This is a genomic window from Pseudomonas sp. PK-RTE-24 (assembly GCF_054052265.1).
Genome location: NZ_CM133224.1, coordinates 1,737,288 through 1,756,971 on the forward strand (window position 1 = coordinate 1,737,288; position 19,684 = coordinate 1,756,971).

The 19,684-nt window shown below is 61.2% G+C and carries 18 protein-coding genes and 2 pseudogenes; 13 read left to right on the forward strand and 7 right to left on the reverse strand.

What is annotated here, in order from left to right:
- Window positions 1-103: 103 nt before the first annotated feature.
- The 8 genes and pseudogenes from ACV8MC_RS07635 to ACV8MC_RS07670 all read left to right on the forward strand — a co-directional run.
- A pseudogene (locus tag ACV8MC_RS07635) lies at window positions 104-259 on the forward strand (sensor histidine kinase); the annotation flags it as partial.
- Window positions 256-1,002: a LytR/AlgR family response regulator transcription factor gene (locus ACV8MC_RS07640; protein WP_016772598.1), complete on the forward strand. Its 747-nt coding sequence runs from the start codon at window positions 256-258 to the stop codon at window positions 1,000-1,002. The pseudogene ACV8MC_RS07635 and the gene ACV8MC_RS07640, both read left to right, overlap by 4 nt.
- Window positions 1,003-1,139: 137 nt before the next feature.
- Window positions 1,140-2,081: a hydroxymethylbilane synthase gene (gene hemC, locus ACV8MC_RS07645; protein ID WP_252868458.1), complete on the forward strand. Its 942-nt coding sequence runs from the start codon at window positions 1,140-1,142 to the stop codon at window positions 2,079-2,081.
- A pseudogene (locus ACV8MC_RS07650) lies at window positions 2,078-2,776 on the forward strand (uroporphyrinogen-III synthase); the annotation flags it as partial. The gene hemC and the pseudogene ACV8MC_RS07650, both read left to right, overlap by 4 nt.
- 84 nt (window positions 2,777-2,860) lie before the next feature.
- A complete protein-coding gene (locus tag ACV8MC_RS07655) occupies window positions 2,861-4,003 on the forward strand; it encodes a uroporphyrinogen-III C-methyltransferase (RefSeq protein ID WP_056791721.1) in 1,143 nt (380 codons plus the stop codon).
- Window positions 4,000-5,238 (forward strand): heme biosynthesis protein HemY, encoded by a 1,239-nt coding sequence (locus ACV8MC_RS07660; RefSeq protein WP_041476923.1) that lies wholly within the window; start codon window positions 4,000-4,002, stop codon window positions 5,236-5,238. Before ACV8MC_RS07655 ends, ACV8MC_RS07660 begins: the two co-directional genes overlap by 4 nt.
- 216 nt (window positions 5,239-5,454) lie before the next feature.
- Window positions 5,455-6,006 (forward strand): disulfide bond formation protein B, encoded by a 552-nt coding sequence (locus ACV8MC_RS07665; RefSeq protein ID WP_457264940.1) that lies wholly within the window; start codon window positions 5,455-5,457, stop codon window positions 6,004-6,006.
- Between the two features lie 178 nt (window positions 6,007-6,184).
- On the forward strand, window positions 6,185-6,643 hold the full coding sequence (locus ACV8MC_RS07670) for an Rsd/AlgQ family anti-sigma factor (protein WP_056791659.1): 459 nt from the start codon (window positions 6,185-6,187) through the stop codon (window positions 6,641-6,643).
- 57 nt (window positions 6,644-6,700) lie between these two features.
- Here ACV8MC_RS07670 and ACV8MC_RS07675 read toward each other — a convergent pair whose 3' ends face one another.
- Complete coding sequence (locus ACV8MC_RS07675) at window positions 6,701-7,366, reverse strand: FKBP-type peptidyl-prolyl cis-trans isomerase (protein ID WP_305381734.1); 666 nt, start codon at window positions 7,364-7,366, stop codon at window positions 6,701-6,703.
- Between the two features lie 192 nt (window positions 7,367-7,558).
- Here ACV8MC_RS07675 and ACV8MC_RS07680 point away from each other — a divergent pair, with 192 nt between their 5' ends.
- Window positions 7,559-8,710: an AlgP family protein gene (locus tag ACV8MC_RS07680; protein WP_457264942.1), complete on the forward strand. Its 1,152-nt coding sequence runs from the start codon at window positions 7,559-7,561 to the stop codon at window positions 8,708-8,710.
- Here ACV8MC_RS07680 and ACV8MC_RS07685 read toward each other — a convergent pair.
- Window positions 8,707-9,168 carry a TIGR02444 family protein gene (locus ACV8MC_RS07685; protein WP_236167753.1) on the reverse strand — a complete coding sequence of 154 codons (462 nt, stop codon included), beginning with the start codon at window positions 9,166-9,168 and terminating at the stop codon, window positions 8,707-8,709. The genes ACV8MC_RS07680 and ACV8MC_RS07685 overlap by 4 nt on opposite strands.
- 50 nt (window positions 9,169-9,218) lie before the next feature.
- Here ACV8MC_RS07685 and ACV8MC_RS07690 point away from each other — a divergent pair, with 50 nt between their 5' ends.
- The 3 genes from ACV8MC_RS07690 to rhtB all read left to right on the forward strand — a co-directional run bounded on the left by ACV8MC_RS07690 (window position 9,219) and on the right by rhtB (window position 12,497).
- Window positions 9,219-11,129, forward strand: a complete 1,911-nt coding sequence (locus ACV8MC_RS07690; protein WP_056791667.1) for an ATP-binding cassette domain-containing protein — start codon at window positions 9,219-9,221, stop codon at window positions 11,127-11,129.
- The gene (locus tag ACV8MC_RS07695) at window positions 11,129-11,710 is read left to right on the forward strand and encodes a mechanosensitive ion channel family protein (protein ID WP_056791670.1); all 582 of its coding nucleotides are present in this window, start codon (window positions 11,129-11,131) and stop codon (window positions 11,708-11,710) included. The genes ACV8MC_RS07690 and ACV8MC_RS07695 overlap by 1 nt, the downstream gene beginning before the upstream one ends.
- 154 nt (window positions 11,711-11,864) lie before the next feature.
- On the forward strand, window positions 11,865-12,497 hold the full coding sequence (gene rhtB / locus ACV8MC_RS07700; protein WP_024014759.1) for a homoserine/homoserine lactone efflux protein: 633 nt from the start codon (window positions 11,865-11,867) through the stop codon (window positions 12,495-12,497).
- 217 nt (window positions 12,498-12,714) lie between these two features.
- Here the strand turns inward: rhtB and ACV8MC_RS07705 are convergent, their stop codons facing one another.
- From ACV8MC_RS07705 to ACV8MC_RS07725, 5 genes are all read right to left on the reverse strand, one after another.
- Window positions 12,715-13,461 (reverse strand): hypothetical protein, encoded by a 747-nt coding sequence (locus ACV8MC_RS07705; protein ID WP_016772609.1) that lies wholly within the window; start codon window positions 13,459-13,461, stop codon window positions 12,715-12,717.
- A gap of 3 nt (window positions 13,462-13,464) precedes the next feature.
- Window positions 13,465-14,052 (reverse strand): penicillin-binding protein activator LpoB, encoded by a 588-nt coding sequence (lpoB, locus tag ACV8MC_RS07710; protein ID WP_016772610.1) that lies wholly within the window; start codon window positions 14,050-14,052, stop codon window positions 13,465-13,467.
- 36 nt (window positions 14,053-14,088) lie between these two features.
- Window positions 14,089-14,460, reverse strand: coding sequence for a YcfL family protein (locus ACV8MC_RS07715; RefSeq protein WP_252882850.1), 372 nt, complete (start codon window positions 14,458-14,460; stop codon window positions 14,089-14,091).
- A 16-nt stretch (window positions 14,461-14,476) separates the two neighbouring features.
- Window positions 14,477-15,871: a COG3014 family protein gene (locus tag ACV8MC_RS07720; RefSeq protein ID WP_457264946.1), complete on the reverse strand. Its 1,395-nt coding sequence runs from the start codon at window positions 15,869-15,871 to the stop codon at window positions 14,477-14,479.
- Window positions 15,872-16,077: 206 nt separating this feature from the next.
- The gene (locus ACV8MC_RS07725) at window positions 16,078-17,484 is read right to left on the reverse strand and encodes a COG3014 family protein (protein WP_310218800.1); all 1,407 of its coding nucleotides are present in this window, start codon (window positions 17,482-17,484) and stop codon (window positions 16,078-16,080) included.
- Window positions 17,485-17,726: 242 nt separating this feature from the next.
- On the opposite strand from ACV8MC_RS07725, the gene ACV8MC_RS07730 reads away from it, so the two are divergent.
- Window positions 17,727-19,625 carry an FTR1 family protein gene (locus ACV8MC_RS07730; RefSeq protein WP_457264948.1) on the forward strand — a complete coding sequence of 633 codons (1,899 nt, stop codon included), beginning with the start codon at window positions 17,727-17,729 and terminating at the stop codon, window positions 19,623-19,625.
- Window positions 19,626-19,684 lie beyond the last annotated feature (59 nt).

Here is a 19,684-nt window from a genome sequence, read left to right on the forward strand (position 1 = left end):
ATGCGGATCATGCAAAGGTCCGGCCACTGGCTATAAGAAGAGGGGGCGGGTGAGTTGTACAACGGTCACCCACCGCGAGAAACGCAGGAAACACTGGGCTCTGAGCCGTTCGACCCGGACGCTGGCAAATATTGCTGGCCGACGTACGGCACTTTTTGGCGCTCGGGCTAGTCTTAGCGTGGATCGCGGTGACGGAGGTCACTACACCTGTCTACGCTATCCTTGTGCGAGACTCACGCAGGAATCCAGCGCAATATGAATGTCCTGATCGTTGATGACGAACCCCTGGCTCGCGAGCGCCTAAGCCGTATGGTGAGCGAGCTCGAGGGTTACACAGTCCTGGAGCCCAGTGCCACGAATGGCGAGGAGGCGTTAGCGCTGATCGACAGCCACAAGCCGGATATCGTGCTGCTCGATATCCGCATGCCGGGCCTCGATGGCCTGCAGGTTGCTGCCCGACTGTGCGAACGAGAGACGCCGCCGGCCGTGGTGTTTTGCACCAGTCCCGATGAATTTGCCGTGGAAGCCCTGCAGGCCAGCGCCGTGGGCTATGTGGTGAAACCTGTGCGAACCGAACACTTGAATGAAGCCCTGAAGCGGGCTGAACGTCCCAACCGGGCGCAACTCTCGGCCCTGACCCGTCCCGCTGCCGAAAGTGGCAACGGCCCACGCAGCCACATCAGCGCACGGACCCGTAAAGGCATCGAGCTGATTCCGCTGGATCAGGTGGTCTACTTCATCGCCGACCACAAATACGTGACCCTGCGTCACGAAGCCGGCGAGGTGCTGCTCGACGAACCCCTCAAAGCCCTTGAAGACGAATTCGGCGAACGCTTTGTGCGTATCCACCGCAACGCGCTGGTCGCTCGCGACCGCATCGAGCGCTTGCAACGCACCCCACTGGGACATTTCCAGTTGTTCCTCAAAGGCCTCAATGGCGATGCGCTGATTGTCAGCCGTCGGCATGTTGCCGGTGTGCGCAAGATGATGCAGGGGCTGTGACCCGGTCTTCGCCGGGCCTTTCGAGTTCTTTTACCCGGCATGGCAGGCCAGGGAGGCCGCGCCGGTTCTGATTCAGGTCAAAGTGAAATTGACTGAGCTGTTATTATCCGCCGTATCTATTCAGTACGGATTGTTCCATGTCCCCTCGCGAAATCCGCATCGCCACCCGTAAAAGTGCGCTGGCCCTCTGGCAGGCCGAATACGTCAAAGCCCGTCTCGAGGCGGCCCACCCGGGCCTGCTGGTGACGCTGGTGCCCATGGTCAGTCGCGGTGACAAGCTGCTCGACTCGCCACTGTCGAAGATCGGCGGCAAGGGCCTGTTCGTCAAGGAACTGGAAACCGCGCTGCTGGAAAACGAAGCTGATATCGCCGTGCATTCGATGAAAGACGTGCCGATGGACTTCCCGCAAGGCTTGGGTCTGTTTTGCATCTGCGAGCGTGAAGACCCGCGCGATGCTTTCGTCTCCAACACCTACGCCAGTCTTGAAGCGCTGCCTGCCGGTGCCATCGTCGGCACCTCGAGCCTGCGTCGGCAAACGCAATTGCTGGCGCGTCGCCCGGATCTGCAGATCCGTTTCCTGCGTGGCAACGTCAACACCCGTCTGGCCAAGCTCGACGCCGGCGAGTACGACGCGATCATCCTCGCTGCGGCGGGCTTGATCCGCCTGGGTTTCGAAGATCGCATCACTTCGGCGATCAGTGTCGATGACAGCCTGCCGGCCGGTGGCCAAGGCGCGGTCGGCATCGAATGCCGCAGCGCCGACCACGAAATCCACGCCTTGCTCGCACCTTTGCATCACGCCGATACCGCTTCGCGGGTGAACGCCGAACGCGCCCTCAACAAACATTTGAACGGCGGCTGCCAAGTGCCGATCGCCTGCTACGCCGTGCTTGAGGGCGAGCAGTTGTGGTTGCGCGGTCTGGTCGGTGAGCCGAGCGGTGGCAAGCTTCTCAGTGCCCAAGCCCGGGCGCCGCGTGCCGACGCGGAAACCTTGGGTGTGCAGGTCGCTGAAGACTTGCTCAAGCAAGGCGCTGACGACATTCTCAAAGCTGTCTACGGCGAGGCGGGTCACGAGTGACAGCCTGGCGCCTGCTGCTGACGCGCCCGGCAGACGACTGCGCGGCGCTGGCCGAACAGCTGGCCGGGCACGGGATTTTCAGCAGTTGTCTGCCGCTTTTGGACATTGTTCCGCTGCCGGTCTCTGACACTATTCGCCAAGCGATTTCGCGATTGCCCGCTTGCAGCGCAGTGATCGTGGTCAGCAAACCGGCGGCGCGGATCGCGGTGGACTTGCTCAAGTCTGAAGGCGCGCCGCCATTGAGCATGCCGTGGTTCAGCGTCGGCGCGGCGACCGCAGGCATTCTTCGCGAACACGGTCTCGATGTGAGCTTTCCGGTTGACGGCGATGACAGTGAAGCTTTGCTGCAATTGCCGCGTCTGCGCGAGGCGGTGAGCCAGCCCGGCGCGCAGGTGATGATCCTGCGCGGCGAGGGCGGTCGTGAACTGCTCGCCGAGCGCCTGCGCGCGCTTGGTGCTAGTGTCGAGTATCTGGAGTTGTATCGCCGTGAACTGCCAGCCTATCCGCTGAACGAGCTGCCACGGCGGATCGAAGCGGAACGCTTGAACGGGCTGGTGGTCAGCAGTGGACAGGGTTTCGAGCACCTGCGGCAGATGGCCGGCGATGCCTGGCCGAAGATTGCGCAGTTGCCGTTGTTTGTTCCAAGCCCGAGGGTCGCCGAGCTGGCACGTGCCGCCGGGGCTCAAACAGTTGTGGATTGCCGCGGCGCGAGTGCCGCGGCTTTGCTGACGGCGTTACGGGAATGTCCCGTGCCGTTTTCTAATGCAAAGGATGGATACGTGAGCGAAACAGCCTTGCCAAAAGATGACGTCCAGCCTGCGCTCGATGCCCAGGTTGAAACTCCACCACCGGCCAAAGAGCCGCGCCGAGGCAATGGACTGGCAATTGTCGCCCTGCTGCTCGGCGCCGCCGGTGTCGCCATTGGCGGCTGGGGTGTCTGGCAGGTGCGCCACCTGCAGAACAACACGCAGCAACAGTCGAGTCAGGTGCAGGCGCTGAACGATCAGGCGCAGAGTCTGAAGCTCAACGAACAGCGTCTGACCGAACGCCTGGCGCAGCTGCCCGGTGCTGACGAGCTCGCCGAGCGCCAGCGTCTGGTCACGCAACTGCAGGGCGATCAGCAGCGCCTCAATCAACGTCTGGAAACCGTCCTCGGCGCCAGCCGCAAGGACTGGCGTCTGGCCGAGGCCGAGCACTTGCTGCGTCTGGCCAGCCTGCGCCTTTCAGCGTTGCAGGACATCAGCAGCGCCCAGGCACTGGTGCAGGGCGCCGATGAAATTCTGCGTGAACAGAACGATCCGGGTTCCTTCGCCGCGCGCGAGCAAGTGGCGAAAACCCTGGTCGCCTTGCGCAGCACCGAACAGCCGGATCGCACCGGGCTGTTCCTGCGTCTCGGCGCGCTGCGCGATCAGGTCATCGACCTCACCGAGCTGGCGCCGGAGTACAAGGATCGCGGCGAGTCCCTGCTGGGGCTGACCGCCGATGGCGATGGCGCCGGTCGCTGGGCGCAGTGGTGGGACAAGGTGTCGCGCTATATCCGCATCGATTTCAACGCTGACAAAAACGTCAAACCGCTGCTGGCCGGGCAAAGCCTGAGCCAGGTGCGCCTGGCCCTGAGTCTGGCGCTGGAGCAGGCGCAGTGGGCGGCGCTCAACGGTCAGGCGGCGGTGTACACCCAGGCGCTGGCCGAGGCACGCGATGTGCTCAAGGGCAATTTCAACCCGGACAATCCGCAAAGCAAAGTCATGCTGGAACAGGTCTCCGAGCTGAGCAAGGAACCGGTCACCGTCAAGACGCCGGATCTGACTGGCACCTTGAGTGCGGTGCAGGGGTATCTGGAGCGGCGTAACGTCAATGCCGAGGAATCGGTGAAACCGTTTGCCAAACCGGCCGCCAATGCTGCGCAGGAGGCGACCCCATGAAGCGCCTCTATGTAATCGTGTTTCTGGTCATCGCCGCGACGGCAGCGCTGGGCCTGGCGATTGCCGAGCATTCCGGTTACGTGCTGGTGGCGTACAAGAGCTTCCGCTACGAATCGAGCCTGTGGGCGACCTTGGCGGTGATAGCGGTGCTGTGGCTGCTGTTCTGGGGCATCAAGGTGCTGGTCGAGCTGGTGATGACCTCCACCGGCGTGGTCAATCCGTGGTCGCGACGCAATCGCAGCCGCCGCGTGCAAGTGGCGATCGAGCACGGGCAGCTGGATCTGGCTGAAGGTCGCTGGGCCAGTGCGCAACGGCATCTGACCCGCGCGGCGGAAGCCGAGCGCCAACCATTGCTTTATTACCTCGGCGCCGCACGTGCGGCGAACGAGCAGGGCCAGTACGAAGAAAGTGATCGTTTGCTCGAACGCGCGCTGGAGCGTCAGCCGCAAGCCGAATTGGCAATTGCCCTCAGTCACGCCCAACTGCAAACCGACCGTGGCGACACCGACGGTGCGCTGGTGACCTTGCAGGCAATGCATGAACGGCATCCGCGCAGCGCGCAGACGTTGCGTCAATTGCAACGTCTGCATCAGCAGCGTGGCGAATGGTCGGCGGTGATTCGTTTGCTGCCTGAGTTGCGCAAGGACAAAGTGCTGCCGCCGGCAGAACTGGCCGAGCTCGAACGGCGCGCCTGGGGTGAGAATCTCTCGCTGGCAGCGCATCGTGAAGAAGACGGTACGGTGGGTCTGCAATCGCTCAAGCGGGCGTGGGAACAGCTGACTTCGGCGCAGCGTCAGGAAGCACCTTTGGTACTGGCCTATGCCGAGCAATTGCGCCAGCTGGGCGCTCAGGTCGAGGCCGAAGAGGTCCTGCGAGCAGCGCTCAAGCGCAAATACGACAGCCATCTGGCGCGGCTTTATGGTCTGGTTCGTGGCAGTGATCCTGCGCGTCAGTTGCAGACGGCCGAAGGCTGGCTCAAGGAGCACCCGGCCGATCCGAGCCTGCTGCTGACCCTTGGACGCCTGTGTCTGCAAACCAGCCTTTGGGGCAAGGCCCGTGACTATCTGGAAAGCAGTCTGCGCGTGCAGCGCAATCCGGAGACCTGTGCGGAGTTGGCCCGTCTGCTTGCACAGCTTGGCGATACCGAGCGCAGCAATCAGTTGTTCCAGGAAGGTCTGGGGCTGCTTGATGAGCGCCTGCTGGCGGCGCCTCTGCCAGTCCCGGCGAAGGTCTGAAAAGCGAGGGAGGATGCTCCCTCGTGAACTTCGATGACCGAAAATTCCCCTTCTTTGCGCTCTACAGACAAAGTCCTACAAAGCGCTTCACCGTTTCCTATCGAGCCTGTCGGGTTTTCCCTACACCTGTGGTGAACTGTCGCCAGGCCCTTGCCTTGAAAGGCTGACACGCTTTCCTCTACCGTAACCGTCTGTCTCTACTGTTACGGAAAAGCCATGTCGTTGGCCTGCTCACGCTCTTTGTTCTTCATGGCTTTCATTGCGGGGGCCTTTGCTCTGGGAGCTTCCTATTACCTCGAATACGCGGTCGGACTGACGCCTTGCAGTCTGTGCCTGGTGCAGCGGTTGTTCCTCACATTGCTGTGCATCGGCTGCGGCGTGGCGGCGGTGCATGGCCCCCGGCGCGTTGGCTTATGGTGGTACTGGCTGTTTGCGTTCGGCGCCAGTCTGGGGGGAACCACCGCTGCGTGGCGGCAGGTGTTGATTCAGAGTGACTCCATGCTGCAACTGGTCAAATGCTCGCCCACCGTGGAGTCACTGTTCAGCGAACTGCCGTGGATCTGCGCCTTGCAACGGATGTTCAACGGCGGCGCTGATTGTGCGGATATTTCCTGGACACTGTTCGATTTGAGCATCCCCGAATGGAGCCTGCTGTTTTTTGTCGGTGTGTCGATCCTTGCGGTTTATCAGTTGCTGCGTCTGATCTGGAGTGCTCTGCAACGACCGGTCAGCGACGAAGCGTCGCACCACATGCTGGTCAGGGATTAAACACTTGTATGAACTTTATCTCCTGCGTACCTTGAAGCCATAGGCGTGCGGGCATAATCTGGCCGGCACGTGTCATTGGATTTATGTTGCTCGATGACGCTCTGCCCGATCGTCCACCAGTCAAATCAGAACAGGGGCGCGGGTGTAGAGCAGCACCCACAAGGGAAGAGAGATCGCCATGCTCGAAAGTTGTCAGAATGCTCAGGAACGTTGGGGTGGGGTTCATCTGCTGATCGACCGCTGGTTGCAGGAGCGTGAAGAGCTGATCGTCGCCTACGACAAGCTCGGTGCGCAGCCTGATTCGCTGTCCGAAAGCCGCAAACCCTTGTTGGAGTTCTGCGGTGTACTGGTCGATTACGTATCGGCGGGTCACTTCGAAATCTATGAACAGCTGACCGGCGAAGCCAAGGCGTTCAACGACAAGCGCGGCCTGGAACTCGCCGAGACCATCTACCCGCGCATCGACGTCATTACCGAGAAGCTGCTCGCATTCAATGATCTGTGCGACGAAGGCAAATGCGTTGCGGAGAAATTCAAGGAATTGGGCGGCTTGCTGCATGAGCGCTTTGAACTTGAGGATTGCCTGATCGAAGTGCTGCACACGGCACACAAGGAAGAATATTCGGTTCAGGCCTGATCCACGTCCTTCATGAAAAACGGTGCGCCCGCAAGCGCACCGTTTTTTTATGCCTGATCAGCTCGTCGCACCACGCAACTCCACTTCAAAAACCAGAGGCGTGAACGGCGCAATCAGGTCGCCGGCACCGTCGGCACCATAGGCCTGATCCGATGGAATCACCAGCCGCCATTTCGCCCCCACCGGCATGTTCTGCAAGGCGGTGCGCCAACCGGCAATCACGCTGTCGAGGTTGAACCATTGCGGCTGGGTGTTCTGATCGAACACGGTGCCGTCCGGCAGCTTGCCGACATACAGCACCTGCACTTTGCCGTCCGGGCCGGCCTTGGCGCCAGTGCCCGGAGCCAGTTCAGTCAGGAGGATGCCATCGGCCAGTTCCTTCACCCCCGGTTTGGCTTTTTCTGTGCTGAGAAAGCGTTGCTCGTTTTCCATCGCAGCATCGCTCGACTGCCGTGAAGCCTGCTCGGCATTTTGCGATTCATGGTCGGCCAGAATCTGTTCAATGCGCGCTTCACTCAACGCCAGTGGCTTGCCCTGATACGCCTGTTGCAGACCTTCGATCAGCGCCTGGATCTGCAACTGCGGCACCTCTTGGCGCAGTCGTTCGCCGAGGCTGGCACCGAGGCTGTAAGCCAGATCATGAGCATCGTTCGCCGTGTTTTTTTCATCGGCATACGCCGTCGAAAAAAACACGCAGAGGGACAAAATAAAGTAGCGCGACATGGGCACTCTCCGACCTGAGATGCGGGGGATTATGCCAGTGCAAACGTCTGCATCGGTGAACTGCTTTTTCCTCGGCGCAGAACATTTCGGCCGCGGTGCAACGCAACGGTGCAGATACTGTCAACATGCGCTAGCGGCGGTATCAGCAGAGGTCTAGTATGAGCCGCACTCACGTCAGCCAGGAGGTAAACCATGTCGGCCACCAAGAAGCCTGTAAATACTCCGTTGCACTTACTCCAACAATTGTCGGGCAGCCTGCTCGAGCATTTGGAAAACGCTTGCTCGCAAGCCTTGGCTGATGCTGAAAAACTGCTCGCCAAGCTGGAAAAACAGCGTGGCAAGGCGCAGGAAAAACTGCACAAATCGCGCACCAAGTTGCAGGACGCCGCCACTGCCGGCAAAGCCAAGGCTCAGAACAAAGCCAAGTCTTCCGTGAAAGAACTCGAAGACCTGCTGGACGCTTTGAAAGATCGTCAGTCCGAGACCCGCAGCTACATTCTGCAGCTCAAGCGCGATGCCCAGGAAAGCCTGAAACTGGCCCAGGGTGTTGGCCGCGTTCAGGAAGCAGTGGGCAAAGTTCTGTCGTCGCGTTCGGCCAAACCGGCAGCAGCACCAGCGAAGAAAGTCGCTGCTAAACCTGCTGCAAGCAAAGCCCCGGCGAAGACCGCTGCGGCGAAACCTGCTGTTGCGAAAACCGCCACCAAACCAGCGGCCAAGGCGCCAGTGAAAGCGGCTGCCAAACCAGCGGCGAAAACTGCAGCGAAGAAGCCGGCGGCGAGCGCGGCAAAACCGGCGGCTAAAACCACCGCAGCCAAACCTGCTGCAGCCAGGCCAGCAGTGAAAGCCACCCCTGCCAAAGCCGCTGCAAAACCGGCCGCGAGCAAAGCTGCACCGGCGAAAACCGCAGCCGCCAAACCTGCTGCCAAAGCAGCAGCGAAACCAGCAGCAAAACCTGCTGCCAAGACTGCGGCCAAGCCGGCCGCCGCCAAACCTGCTGCGAAAGTGGCGGTAAAACCGGCTGCCAAACCAGCCGCAACATCGGCAGCAAAACCTGCGGCAAAAACCGCTGCGAAACCGGCCGCCAAGCCTGCTGCCAAGCCTGCGACCGCTGCTGCAAAACCGGCCGCCAAGCCAGCCGCAAAACCAGCGGTGAAAAAGCCTGCAGCTGCCAAACCAGCCGCGACCAAACCGGCCACCGCTCCAGCGGCCAAGCCTGTCACTGCCGCTACCCCGGCTGCTCCAGCTGCGTCGGCACCGTCGTCCGCCGCCCACTCGACCCCTTCGACTGCGCCAGCACCAGCCGCTTCGTCGAACGTCAGCAGCACCCCGACCAGCGCTTCCTAAGTGCCGGTTGCCGCGACGCGCAGCACTTGCAGCGCGTCGCGGTTCAGGCTGGCGGCATTGCCGGCCAGGTCTTCAAGCCAGGTCACCGAACCTGCATCGTTGCGCGTCCACTCTTGCGCCACACCTTCAAGGCGTGAAAGCAAGGTGCGCTCAGCTTCAAGCTCCAGTGATTTGATCTGCTCGCGCATGCCGGCCACCACCGCATCGTCGATGGCCCGCGCTTTCCATTGCAGGCGCAGGGTTCGCAGCGGCTGCACCACTTCGATATCCCATGGCGCGGTGAGAGCCTTGAGCAGGCGTACGCGCGGCTGATCGCAGGCCACCGCGCGCTGCTCCAGCCACAAACCGCACAGCAGCAGGCAGACATTGGCGCCCGCCGTTTGCAATTGCAGGCAGGCATCTTCCACACCCGGGCGGGCGTAGACATCAAGGGCAAAGCTCCACAGGTCAGAGGACATCGTGCTACTCGCGCCAGTTGTGAGCGAAGCTGGTAGACTCCGCCGCCATTATGATCCGACTTCAGAACCTGACTTTACAGCGTGGCCCGCAACGTCTGCTAGAAGACGCCGAGCTGACCCTGCACGCCGGCCACAAAGCCGGCCTCATCGGCGCCAACGGTGCCGGCAAATCCAGCCTGTTCGCCCTGCTGCGCGGCGAGTTGCACCCGGATTCGGGCGACTGCCTGCTGCCGGCCGACTGGCGTATCGCGCACATGCGCCAGGAGGTCGACACCCTCGAACGCCTGGCGGTCGATTATGTGCTCGATGGCGACCTGCGTCTGCGCGAGGTGCAACGCGAGCTTGCCGCCGCCGAGCAGGCCCACGACGGCACCGCGCTGGCGCGCCTGCACGCCGAACTCGACAGCGCCGACGGTTACACCGCCGATGCGCGGGCGCGCAAGCTGCTCGCCGGTCTTGGGTTCACCAATGAGCAGATGGATCGTCAGGTAGGCGATTTCTCCGGTGGCTGGCGGATGCGTCTGAATCTGGCGCAGGCACTGATGTGCCCGTCGGATCTGCTGCTGCTCGACGAACCGACCAACCACTTGGACCTCGATGCGATCATCTGGCTCGAAGAGTGGCTGAAGAGTTATCCGGGCACCTTGCTGCTGATTTCCCACGACCGGGATTTCCTCGACGAAGTGGTCGATCACGTTGCCCATGTCGATCAGCGCAAACTGACCCTCTACCGTGGCGGCTACACCGCGTTCGAGCGCGCCCGTGCCGAGCGTCTGGCCCAGCAGCAACAGGCCTACGAGAAGCAGCAGGCGCAGCGTGCGCACATGGAAAGCTACATCGCTCGCTTCAAGGCCCAGGCGACCAAGGCCCGTCAGGCGCAGAGCCGGATCAAGGCGCTGGAGCGCATGGAAGAATTGTCGGCGGCCCACGTCGATTCGCCGTTCGACTTCGTCTTCCGCGAGTCGACCAAGATCTCCAGTCCGCTGATCGACCTGTCCGATGCACGCCTGGGTTATGGCGACAAGACCATCCTCGAGAAGGTCAAGCTGCAACTGACCCCGGGTGCGCGGATCGGTCTGCTTGGGCCGAACGGTGCGGGTAAATCGACGCTGATCAAGAACCTCGCCGGCGAGCTCGAACCGCTGGCCGGGCGCCTGACCCGTGGCGAAAACACCGTGGTCGGCTACTTCGCCCAGCATCAGCTCGATTCGCTGGACTCCAAGGCCAGCCCGTTGCTGCACTTGCAGCGCCTCGCGCCGGGTGAGCGCGAGCAGACCTTGCGCGACTTCCTTGGCGGCTTCGACTTCCGGGGTGCGCGCATCGATGAGCCGGTGCTGAATTTCTCCGGTGGCGAGAAGGCGCGTCTGGCCCTCGCGTTGATCGCCTGGGAACGGCCGAACCTGCTGCTGCTCGACGAACCGACCAACCACCTCGATCTGGAAATGCGTCTGGCGCTGACCATGGCCCTGCAGGAATTCAGCGGTGCGGTGCTGGTGGTCTCTCACGATCGGCACTTGCTCAAGAGCACCACCGACAACTTCTATCTGGTCGCTGACGGCAAGGTCGAAGAGTTCGACGGCGATCTCGAAGACTACGCGCGCTGGCTGGTGGAATACCGTCAGCGCAATGCGCCGGTCAGCAACACGCCTGTCAACCCGGACAAGACCGACAAGAAAGCGCAGCGCCAGGCGGCGGCAGCGTTGCGTCAGCAACTGGCGCCGCACAAGCGCGAGGCCGACAAGCTTGAAGCCGAGCTGGGCAAGCTCCACGAGAAACTGGCCAAGGTCGATGCCAGCCTCGGTGACAGCGATATCTACGAGCCGGCGCGCAAGAATGAATTGCGTGATCTGCTCGCCGAACAGGCGAAATTGAAGGTTCGTGAAGCCGAGCTGGAAGAAGCCTGGATGGAAGCGCTGGAAACCCTGGAAAGCATGCAGGCGGAGCTGGAGGCGTTGTCCTGATGGAAGCCTTCAAGCTGCCTTTCTCGGCGGTGTGGGTCGAACCGTTGTGGTTCACCGCGCAGATTCTGCTGATTCTGCTGGCCGGTTACCTGACCCAGCGTTTCGTCGCCAAAGGCCTCACTCGCCTGGGTGAGCGCTATCCGTTTCCGCCGCAGTTGCTGATGCCGCTACGCGGCGTGTTGCGCTGGCTGATCATGGGCAGCGCGCTGCTCTTCGTGCTCGAGCGCCTCGGCGTTTCGGCCACGGTGCTGTGGACGGCGCTGTCGGGATTTGTCGCGGTGGCGGCGGTGGCGTTCTTCGCCATGTGGAGCGTGCTGTCGAACCTGCTCTGCGCGATTCTGATCTTCACCGTCGGGCCGTTCCGCCTCGGCGACGTAGTCGAGCTGGTGGATACCACCGACAAGCCTGGCGTCAAAGGCCGGGTGATCGCGATCAATCTGCTCTACACCACGCTGGTCGAGGCCGAAGAGTTGGGCACCGGCAGCGCCATGGTGCAGGTGCCGAACAGCCTGTTCTTCCAGCGTTCGGTGCGGCGTTGGCGCGGGACAGATGTGTTTCCGTCGAGTGGCTTTGAGAAGTAGCTTTTCCAGCAAGATCAAAAGATCGCAGCCTTCGGCAGCTCCTACATTTGGAATACGATCCCTGTAGGAGCTGCCGAAGGCTGCGATCTTTTGCTTTTAGCCCCAAACAGCATTAGTTTTGACGACTTGTCACAAGCATCAGCCGAGGTGTGCGATGGAGCTTCAAACATGGCTGGCATTTTTTGCCGCCTGCTGGGTGATCAGCCTGTCCCCGGGCGCGGGCGCCATCGCGTCGATGTCCAGCGGTCTGCAATACGGGTTCTGGCGCGGCTACTGGAACGCACTGGGCCTGCAGATCGGTCTGGCGGTGCAGATCGCGATTGTCGGCGCGGGTGTTGGCGCTGTGCTCACCGCTTCGGCCACAGCATTCCATGCGATCAAATGGTTCGGTGTCGCCTATCTGGTTTACCTGGCGATCAAGCAATGGCGGGCGCTGCCCATGGACATGAGCGATGACGCCGCAGTGCGGCCGATCGGCAAGCCGCTGGCTTTGGTGTTTCGCGGCTTTCTGGTGAACATCAGCAACCCCAAGGCGTTGGTGTTCATGCTCGCGGTGTTGCCGCAGTTCATCAATCCCCATGCGCCGCTGCTGATTCAGTATGTGGTGATCGGCGTGACCATGGTTTTCGTCGATCTGATTGTCATGGCCGGCTACACCGGACTGGCGTCGAAGGTGCTGCGCCTGTTGCGCACGCCCAAGCAGCAGAAACGCATGAACCGCACCTTTGCCGGGTTATTCATTGGCGCGGCGGCGTTCATGGCGACGTTGCGCAAAGCGGCGGCGTAAACCGCTCGGACAGAAAAAAGGCGACCTCAAGAGGTCGCCTTTTTCATTTCTACCGAGACATCGGGGCAAGCGAGCTTTTGTGGCGAGGGGATTTATCCCCGTTGGACTGCGCAGCAGTCCCAATCGTCTTGAATCAATAGCGAGGGCCGCTTCGCGACCCAACGGGGATAAATCCCCTCGCCACAGAGCCCTTCGCCACAAAAGTCCTCAGATCGGCTCAGCGTAAAATCACCGGCGCCGTATCACGCGGCAGATTATTGCGCTGCGGCGCTTCACGCGGCTGCTCATAACCGTCACCGCCACCGAGTTGCATGCTCAGTTGCCCGGCCACGTCTTCGCCCAAGGCCTTCGACACCTCACGCACCACCCGCGGACGGTTCAGCGAGATCTTGATGTCGCGATGGTTCACCAGTTTGGTGTCCTGCGCTTCGCCCATCGCCGTGAAGGCCGAGGTGATCTCGTAGGTCTTGGTGTTGATCAGGCTGAAATCCGCCACCAGCGTCAGGCCCAGCACCGCCGAGTAGCTGTCGGTGTGCGCCAGCTCGTTGATGTCCTGGGTGAAATCGATGTCGGACACGGTGCCGAACAGTACGTAGTCGGCGCCTTTGAAGTTGCCGGCCTTGATGCGCTTGATCACGTCATACACGTCGCCTTTGGATGAGGCGGTATACGGCGTGCCCTGCACCAGCTGGAACATGCCGGTACGCAGGATTTCACCCTTGATGTCGCCGGTGAATTTGCGCAACTCACCCTGTTCGATATAGCTGGTGGTCGCTTCGATCTCGTTGTAGCTCGAAGAACCGCTGGCGCTGTAGTAACTCTCGCGGTGATTGCTCTGCGCCGAAACGATGTGGATGTATTGCTCCACGCGCTCCTGATACGCCAGATCCGTCACCGCCACTTTCGGGGCCGCCTGCGCGCTGAACGCGCAAGCCAGGGCCATCATGCCAATCCATGTGCGCATCGATCAACGCTCCGTGGTTTTGCGGATCTCTTTTTCGTCCATCCACTCGGCCAGACCGCTTTCGACGTCGATCAACTGCAGGCTGAATTTGTAGAAGACGTCCTTGTAGTCGCTGCTGCGCTTGACGATCGAGCTGATCGAGCCTTCGATGCGGTACTTGGCGGCAACCATGTTGCCGGTCTTGGCCACGGTGCTTTTCTTGTACAGACCGCTCTGGTTTTGCAGCTTGAGCTGGTCAACCTGGCTCTGCATTGCATTGTTGTCGCTGGCAAAGCGCGCGACACCGGTCTTCATCAGCTGGGTCTTGATGCTGGTGGTGATTTCGCGGGTGTCGATGTACTCGCTGGTCTTGTTCTTCACATCGTAGACCTGAACCACCGGACGGCCCTGCAGAATGCCGGACTGCGCCAGCGAGCGGGTCATCGACTCGGCGATCATTTGCAGGTCGGTCGAACCGAATTCGTTGGTGACGGTTTCAACAGCCTTGGTGTCGCCGTAGCTGATGTTCTTGCTGCCCAGGGTCGGCGAGGTGTTGGCGCAACCGGAGGCGAGCAGGGCGATGACGGCGATGCAGGAAAAGCGTGCAAACATGAGAAAGCTCTCTCAATCAGAAATAGGGTGGCGGGCTTAAGGCGTCTTGATTTCCAGACGGAAATCCACGGCTTTCGGGGTCGGGGCGATGGCCTGAATGAAGCTGGTCTGGGCGCCGTACATCATCTGGCTTTTCCACACTTCTTCTTCGGCAACCGGGAAACCTTCGGCGCCGAGCCAGGCGAAGCGGTAGTAGAAAATCTTGTTGCTATTGAGGGTGTTGCTCAACTGCACGTTGACGGTCATGAAGCCGTTTTCACGAGCCACGCGCATGGCGCCGACGACGATGTGTTTCTGCGGGCCCATGGCCACGACTTTGCTCGCGGCGCTGCCCGGCTCCGGCGGTGGCGGGGTGGCGCAGCCTGCCAGCAAGGCGAGGGCGGCGACGGCGACGATCTTCAAGCGCATTGCAAAGACTCCGTTCTTAAGGTTGTTTGAGGCTGGCGACGTTGGTCGCGGCAGCGCTCGGCATTACGTGAGCGGCGATGCCACCGGCGAATACCTGGTTGCCCACGGCACGCAGGCTGATCACTTGGTAGCGCTGGTCGACAGTGACCTTGACCACCGAGCCGCCCACGGCGCTCGGCAGGGTAACCTGATGCTCACCTTTTTTCAGGCGCAGACGCACCACTTGGGTGTTGTCCGGCAGGGTGCGCCATGTACGGGTATCGGCACCTTCGAGCACTGCTGAAGAAATACCCACGGCGAGACCGGCCAGCGGATTGGTTTCGTTGATCTGCTTCTGCGCCACGCCTTTGGTGATCGCGCGCACGGTGGTGCGCACGATGATCCCCGGCATGTCATCACGCAGAGCGCGGCGGGACATGGCGGTGGTGCTGTTCAGCGCGGTCAGGTCGACCTGCTTGCCGTCGACGCCGATCTGCGCAAAAGGCGCGGTGGAGGTGTCCGGCTTGATGATCGGGAACGACAGCGGGGTGATCACCACGTTGTTGGAAATCGGCAGCGGCAGCGGTACGCGAATCGAGTCGCGGGCCGGGGCCAGACCGCTCTGCACGACGATGAGAATGTCGCTGTCATCGGATTTGGAAGGCTTGTCGAGATTGACCAGCGCCTGCTCGAGCAGCGGCGTGTTCGGGCGCAGTTCGGCAGCCTTGCGATAACCCGGCGCGGCCAGATCCTTCTCGCCCAGGGCTTCGTAAACGAAACCGGCCAGGTAATGGCTGAACGCACTCTGGTAGCTGTTTTTCAGGCCGACCACTTCCGGCGCGTCGAGGCTGGCCACCGGATAGCCCTGCAGATCCTTGTACTGGGTCTTGATGCCTTCTTTTTCGGCCTGTTCTTCGCTCTTGAGGTATTCCTTATCGCGCAGGTCAGCGATCACCGCTTCGCGTTCGTGGGTCTTTTTAATCGCAGTGCGGGCGCCATCGAAATCGTTGACCGCCAACAGGTTCAAGGCCATCTGCGTGGTCAGCATGACTTTCTCGTAGTCATAGCCTTCGTAGCGACGCACCTTGTCGTTGACGATGAAGCTGCCGAACTGCGCCAGGTACTTGGCCGAGTCGAGCTTGACCGCGTCTTCCCACTGGCCGACCACCTGATCGGCGCTGCCCCAGGCGTTCTGGCTGCCCGACAGGTCGCCCTTGGCGCGCAGCAGTTCGCCTTTCTCGAAGTAATAGAGCAGGTCTTTGTCGGTACCGGTGTTGTTCTTTTCCAGCAGGGTCAGCGCCGCGTCGACGTTGCCGGAAGCCAGTTGCTGATTGGTCTGGGCCAGTTCGGAATCGTAGTTGCGAAACGCTGCGCAGCCGGACAACAGCGTGACGGCGCAGAGCGCGAGCAGCATGGGAGCGCGGAATGCCATGGGTACTTCTTCCCTGAGTAACAAAACTTGCAGCCGCGTGTGCTGGTCGGGCTGGTGTGACCTATCGACGGTGGCGCTGGCCTCCTGCCAATTCCTCATGCGTGAGGAGCTTTTGATGCCGGCTCGCTGGGCGAGGGCGCGGCATTATAAACGTGGGGTGATGGCTATGTAATAGCTTTTTGGGTGCATTTTCAGATGCGGTGCCATCACTTCTCCGCAGAAGCGGGTTTATCCGACGCGGGTTTTTGATTCGGTACAAAGGCTGATCCGACGGTATAGACCTGATCCCGGAATACCCGCAGGTGCAGAATCTGGCGGTCCTGGTCGACGCGCATTTCAAAAGGGTGGTCGATGGACGCAGGCGCAAAACGGAAGGTATGCAGGCCTTTCTTCAAGCGCAGGCGGGCGACCAGCGTCTTGTCCGGCAACGCTCGCCATGTGCGGGTGTCGGCTTCTTCGAACGGATCATGCTGAGTGACGATCAACGAGGCTTTCGCCGGGTTGCGCTCGTTTTCCTGCGCTTGGCCGATGGCGGCCATGTTGGCGCGAAACATCGCTCGCGAGATGATTTGCGGCATGTCGTCGCGCAGTGTGCGCATGGACATGTCAGTCACGCTGTTGATCACTACCAACGGCTGTTTGCGACCGTCTACGGTGATATGGCTGAAGTTGGGCGTGACCGCGTCCGGCACCATCACCGGGAATGAAATGGGCGCGATGATGACCAGCGTTTCGTTCAGACGAACCGGGATCGGCACTTGCACTGAGCTGCGAGCCGGAGCCAGGCCACTCTGGATAATCAGCAACACATCGCTTTCATCGGCTTTCGCTGGCGGTTTGTCGAGATTGCGCAGGGCCTTTTGCAGCAAGGGCATATCCGGCCGCAGTTCGATCGCCTGACGATAACCGGCCGCCGCGAGGGCGCGTTCGCCGAGGGCTTCATAGGTGAATCCGGCCAGATAGTGGCTGAACGCACTCTGATAGCCGTTTTTCAGCTCAACGACCTGCGGCGCATCAAGCAAGGCGACCGGGTAGCCTTCCAGTTCCTTGTAATGGAGAACTTTGCCTTGAGCTTTTGCCTGTTCCTCGGCCGCTTCGTATTGCTTTTCACGCTGGCGGGCGATCAATGCTTCGCGTTCGTGGGTTTTCCTGATGTCTGCGCGGGCGCCGGCAAAGTCATTGACGGATAGCTGGTTCAAGGCCATTTGCGTAGTCAACATGACCTTTTCGTAATCGTAGCCTTCATAGCGCCGCAGCTTGTCGTTGACCAGCATCGTGCCCATTTCATCACCGAAACGGGCCAGTAATTTCATCGCGCCGGACGGGTTGGCTTCCTCGCGCTGGAAGATCATGCGGTCGGCATTGCGCCAGGCGTCCTGGCTGTCGGGCAGGGCACTGCCAGCGCTGAGGATCGCGCCTTTTTCCAGGTAATACAGCAGATCCTTGTCTTCCCACGGGTTGTTCATTTCCACCAGTGCCAGAGCCCCGGTCAGATTGCCCCGGGTCATTTGCTCGGTGGTCTGCTGCATTTCAAGATCGTAGTTGCGATAGGCGGCACAACCGCTCAACTGAACAGCGACGCAAAGCAGCAAAACGAACGGAAGACTCCGCATTGAGGTTGATTCCTTGCGCGCAAATGCTCTGGGGCGGGCAGTATAAAGTGGATGGTGGCAAATGGCTGCGATCTTGATCGAGCGTCAATCGGCAGCGGGCAGTGCGGCAATACTCGGCGACAAACGCTGCTGCCGTCTGCCGGGTATTTCCTGCCAATCAAAGCGAAACGCCGACAAAGCTTGAGAGAAATGTCTTCGAAGTGAACAATATGTAACTTCGCATTTCCATTTGAGATTCGTTCATGACTGCCTCGTCCCGATTGCTGGCCTGGCTGCTGTTCCCGTTATTGTCCCTGAGCAGCCTGCCGCTGCTGGCCGATACCGTGGAAGGCGCGCCGCAAGCGTTGCACCTGCTCGATTACATCAGTGCCGATTACCCGCCGACGGTCGCGGCAGGCAAAGTCATCGACGATGGCGAATACCGCGAGCAGCTGGAATTCACCCAGGTTCTGCAAGGCTTGATCACTGCATTGCCAGCCAAACCGGAAAAAGCCGCGCTGGAACAGGGCGTGGAGTTTTTGCACGCCGCCATCAGTGCGAAGCAGGACGGTGCCGATGTCGCCCGTCAGGCCCGACAGCTGGGGGCGAAACTGGCGGTGGCTTATGAAGTCAGCCAGGCACCGATCATCACCCCGGACCCGACACGCGGTGCGCCGCTGTATGCGCAAAATTGCTCGGTGTGCCACGGCGATACAGGTGCTGGCGACGGCCCGGCCGGTGTCGGTCTGAGCCCTGCGCCAGCCAACCTGCGCGACGCTGCGCGCATGGATCACCTGAGTCTGTACGCGATCTACAGCACCCTCGGCCAGGGCGTCGAAGGCACCGACATGCCGGCGTTCGCCGATCAGCTCGATGATCGCCAGCGCTGGGATCTGGCCACCTACATCGCCGGCTTCAGCGCCGATGCGGCGGCCGCCAAGTCCGACAAGGTCTACAACATCGCCGACCTGGCCCGGCAGACCCCGGCCGAAGTGCAGGCGGCGGAGGGCGCAGAGGTCGCGGCGTCGTTCCGTGCCCAGCGCGCGCAACCACCGCAGGTCAAGCGCGGGCCGGCGCAGTTGCTCGATTACACCGCCGCCACGCTGGACAAAAGCCTCGCGGCCTACCGCGCCGGTGAACACGATCAGGCCTATGACCTGTCGGTGGCGGCGTATCTGGAAGGCTTCGAACTGGTCGAAAGCTCGCTGGATAACGTCGATGCCAACGTGCGCAAGGACACCGAAAAATCGCTGATGGCGTATCGGCAGTCATTGCAGGACGGTCTGCCGGTCGAACAGGCCGAGCAGCGTCTGGATGCGGCCAAGGCCAAGCTCAAGGAATCCGCCGGCCTGTTGGGCAGCGATGGTCTGAGCTGGTCGCTGAGCTTCATCTCCGGCCTGCTGATTCTGCTGCGCGAAGGCCTGGAAGCGATTCTGGTGCTGGCGGCGATCCTCGCCTTCCTGCGCAATACCGGTCAGCAATCGGCAGTACGCAGTGTCAACGTTGGCTGGGGTCTGGCACTGCTGGCAGGTCTGGGTACCTGGGCACTGGCGGCGTACGTCATCGACGTCAGCGGTTCGCAGCGTGAGTTGCTGGAAGGCGCCACCGCGCTGTTTGCCAGCGTCATGGTGTTGTGGCTCGGCGTGTGGATGCATGACCGCCGTCATGCGGCGGCCTGGCAGGATTACATCAAAAGCAGTCTGGTCGGCGGCGGTGGACGTTTCGGCTTTGCGATCCTGGCGTTCTTCTCGGTCTATCGCGAGTTGTTTGAAGTGATCCTGTTCTACGAAACCCTGTGGCTGCAGGCCGGTCCTGCCGGGCACAACGCCGTGCTGGCTGGCGGTGCCACGGCGCTGGTGCTGCTGGTCGGCCTGGCGTGGGTGATTCTGCGCGGCTCGGCGAAACTGCCGCTGACCTTGTTCTTCAGCATCAACGCCGCGCTGTTGTGCGCGTTGTCGGTGGTATTTGCCGGGCATGGCGTCAAGGCCTTGCAGGAAGCCGGGATCTTCGGCACACGGCCGGTCGCGTTCTTTGAATTCGACTGGCTGGGGATCCATGCCGATGCCTATTCGCTGACCGCGCAGGTGGTGGCGATTGTGGCGATTGCTGTGCTGTATGGGCGCAGTTGGGTGGCGGAGAAGCGTCGGGTTTCGGCTGCATAAAGGCATTCGCTGCGCTCATATTCGCGAGCAGGCTCGCTCCCACAGGTTCGGTATGTATC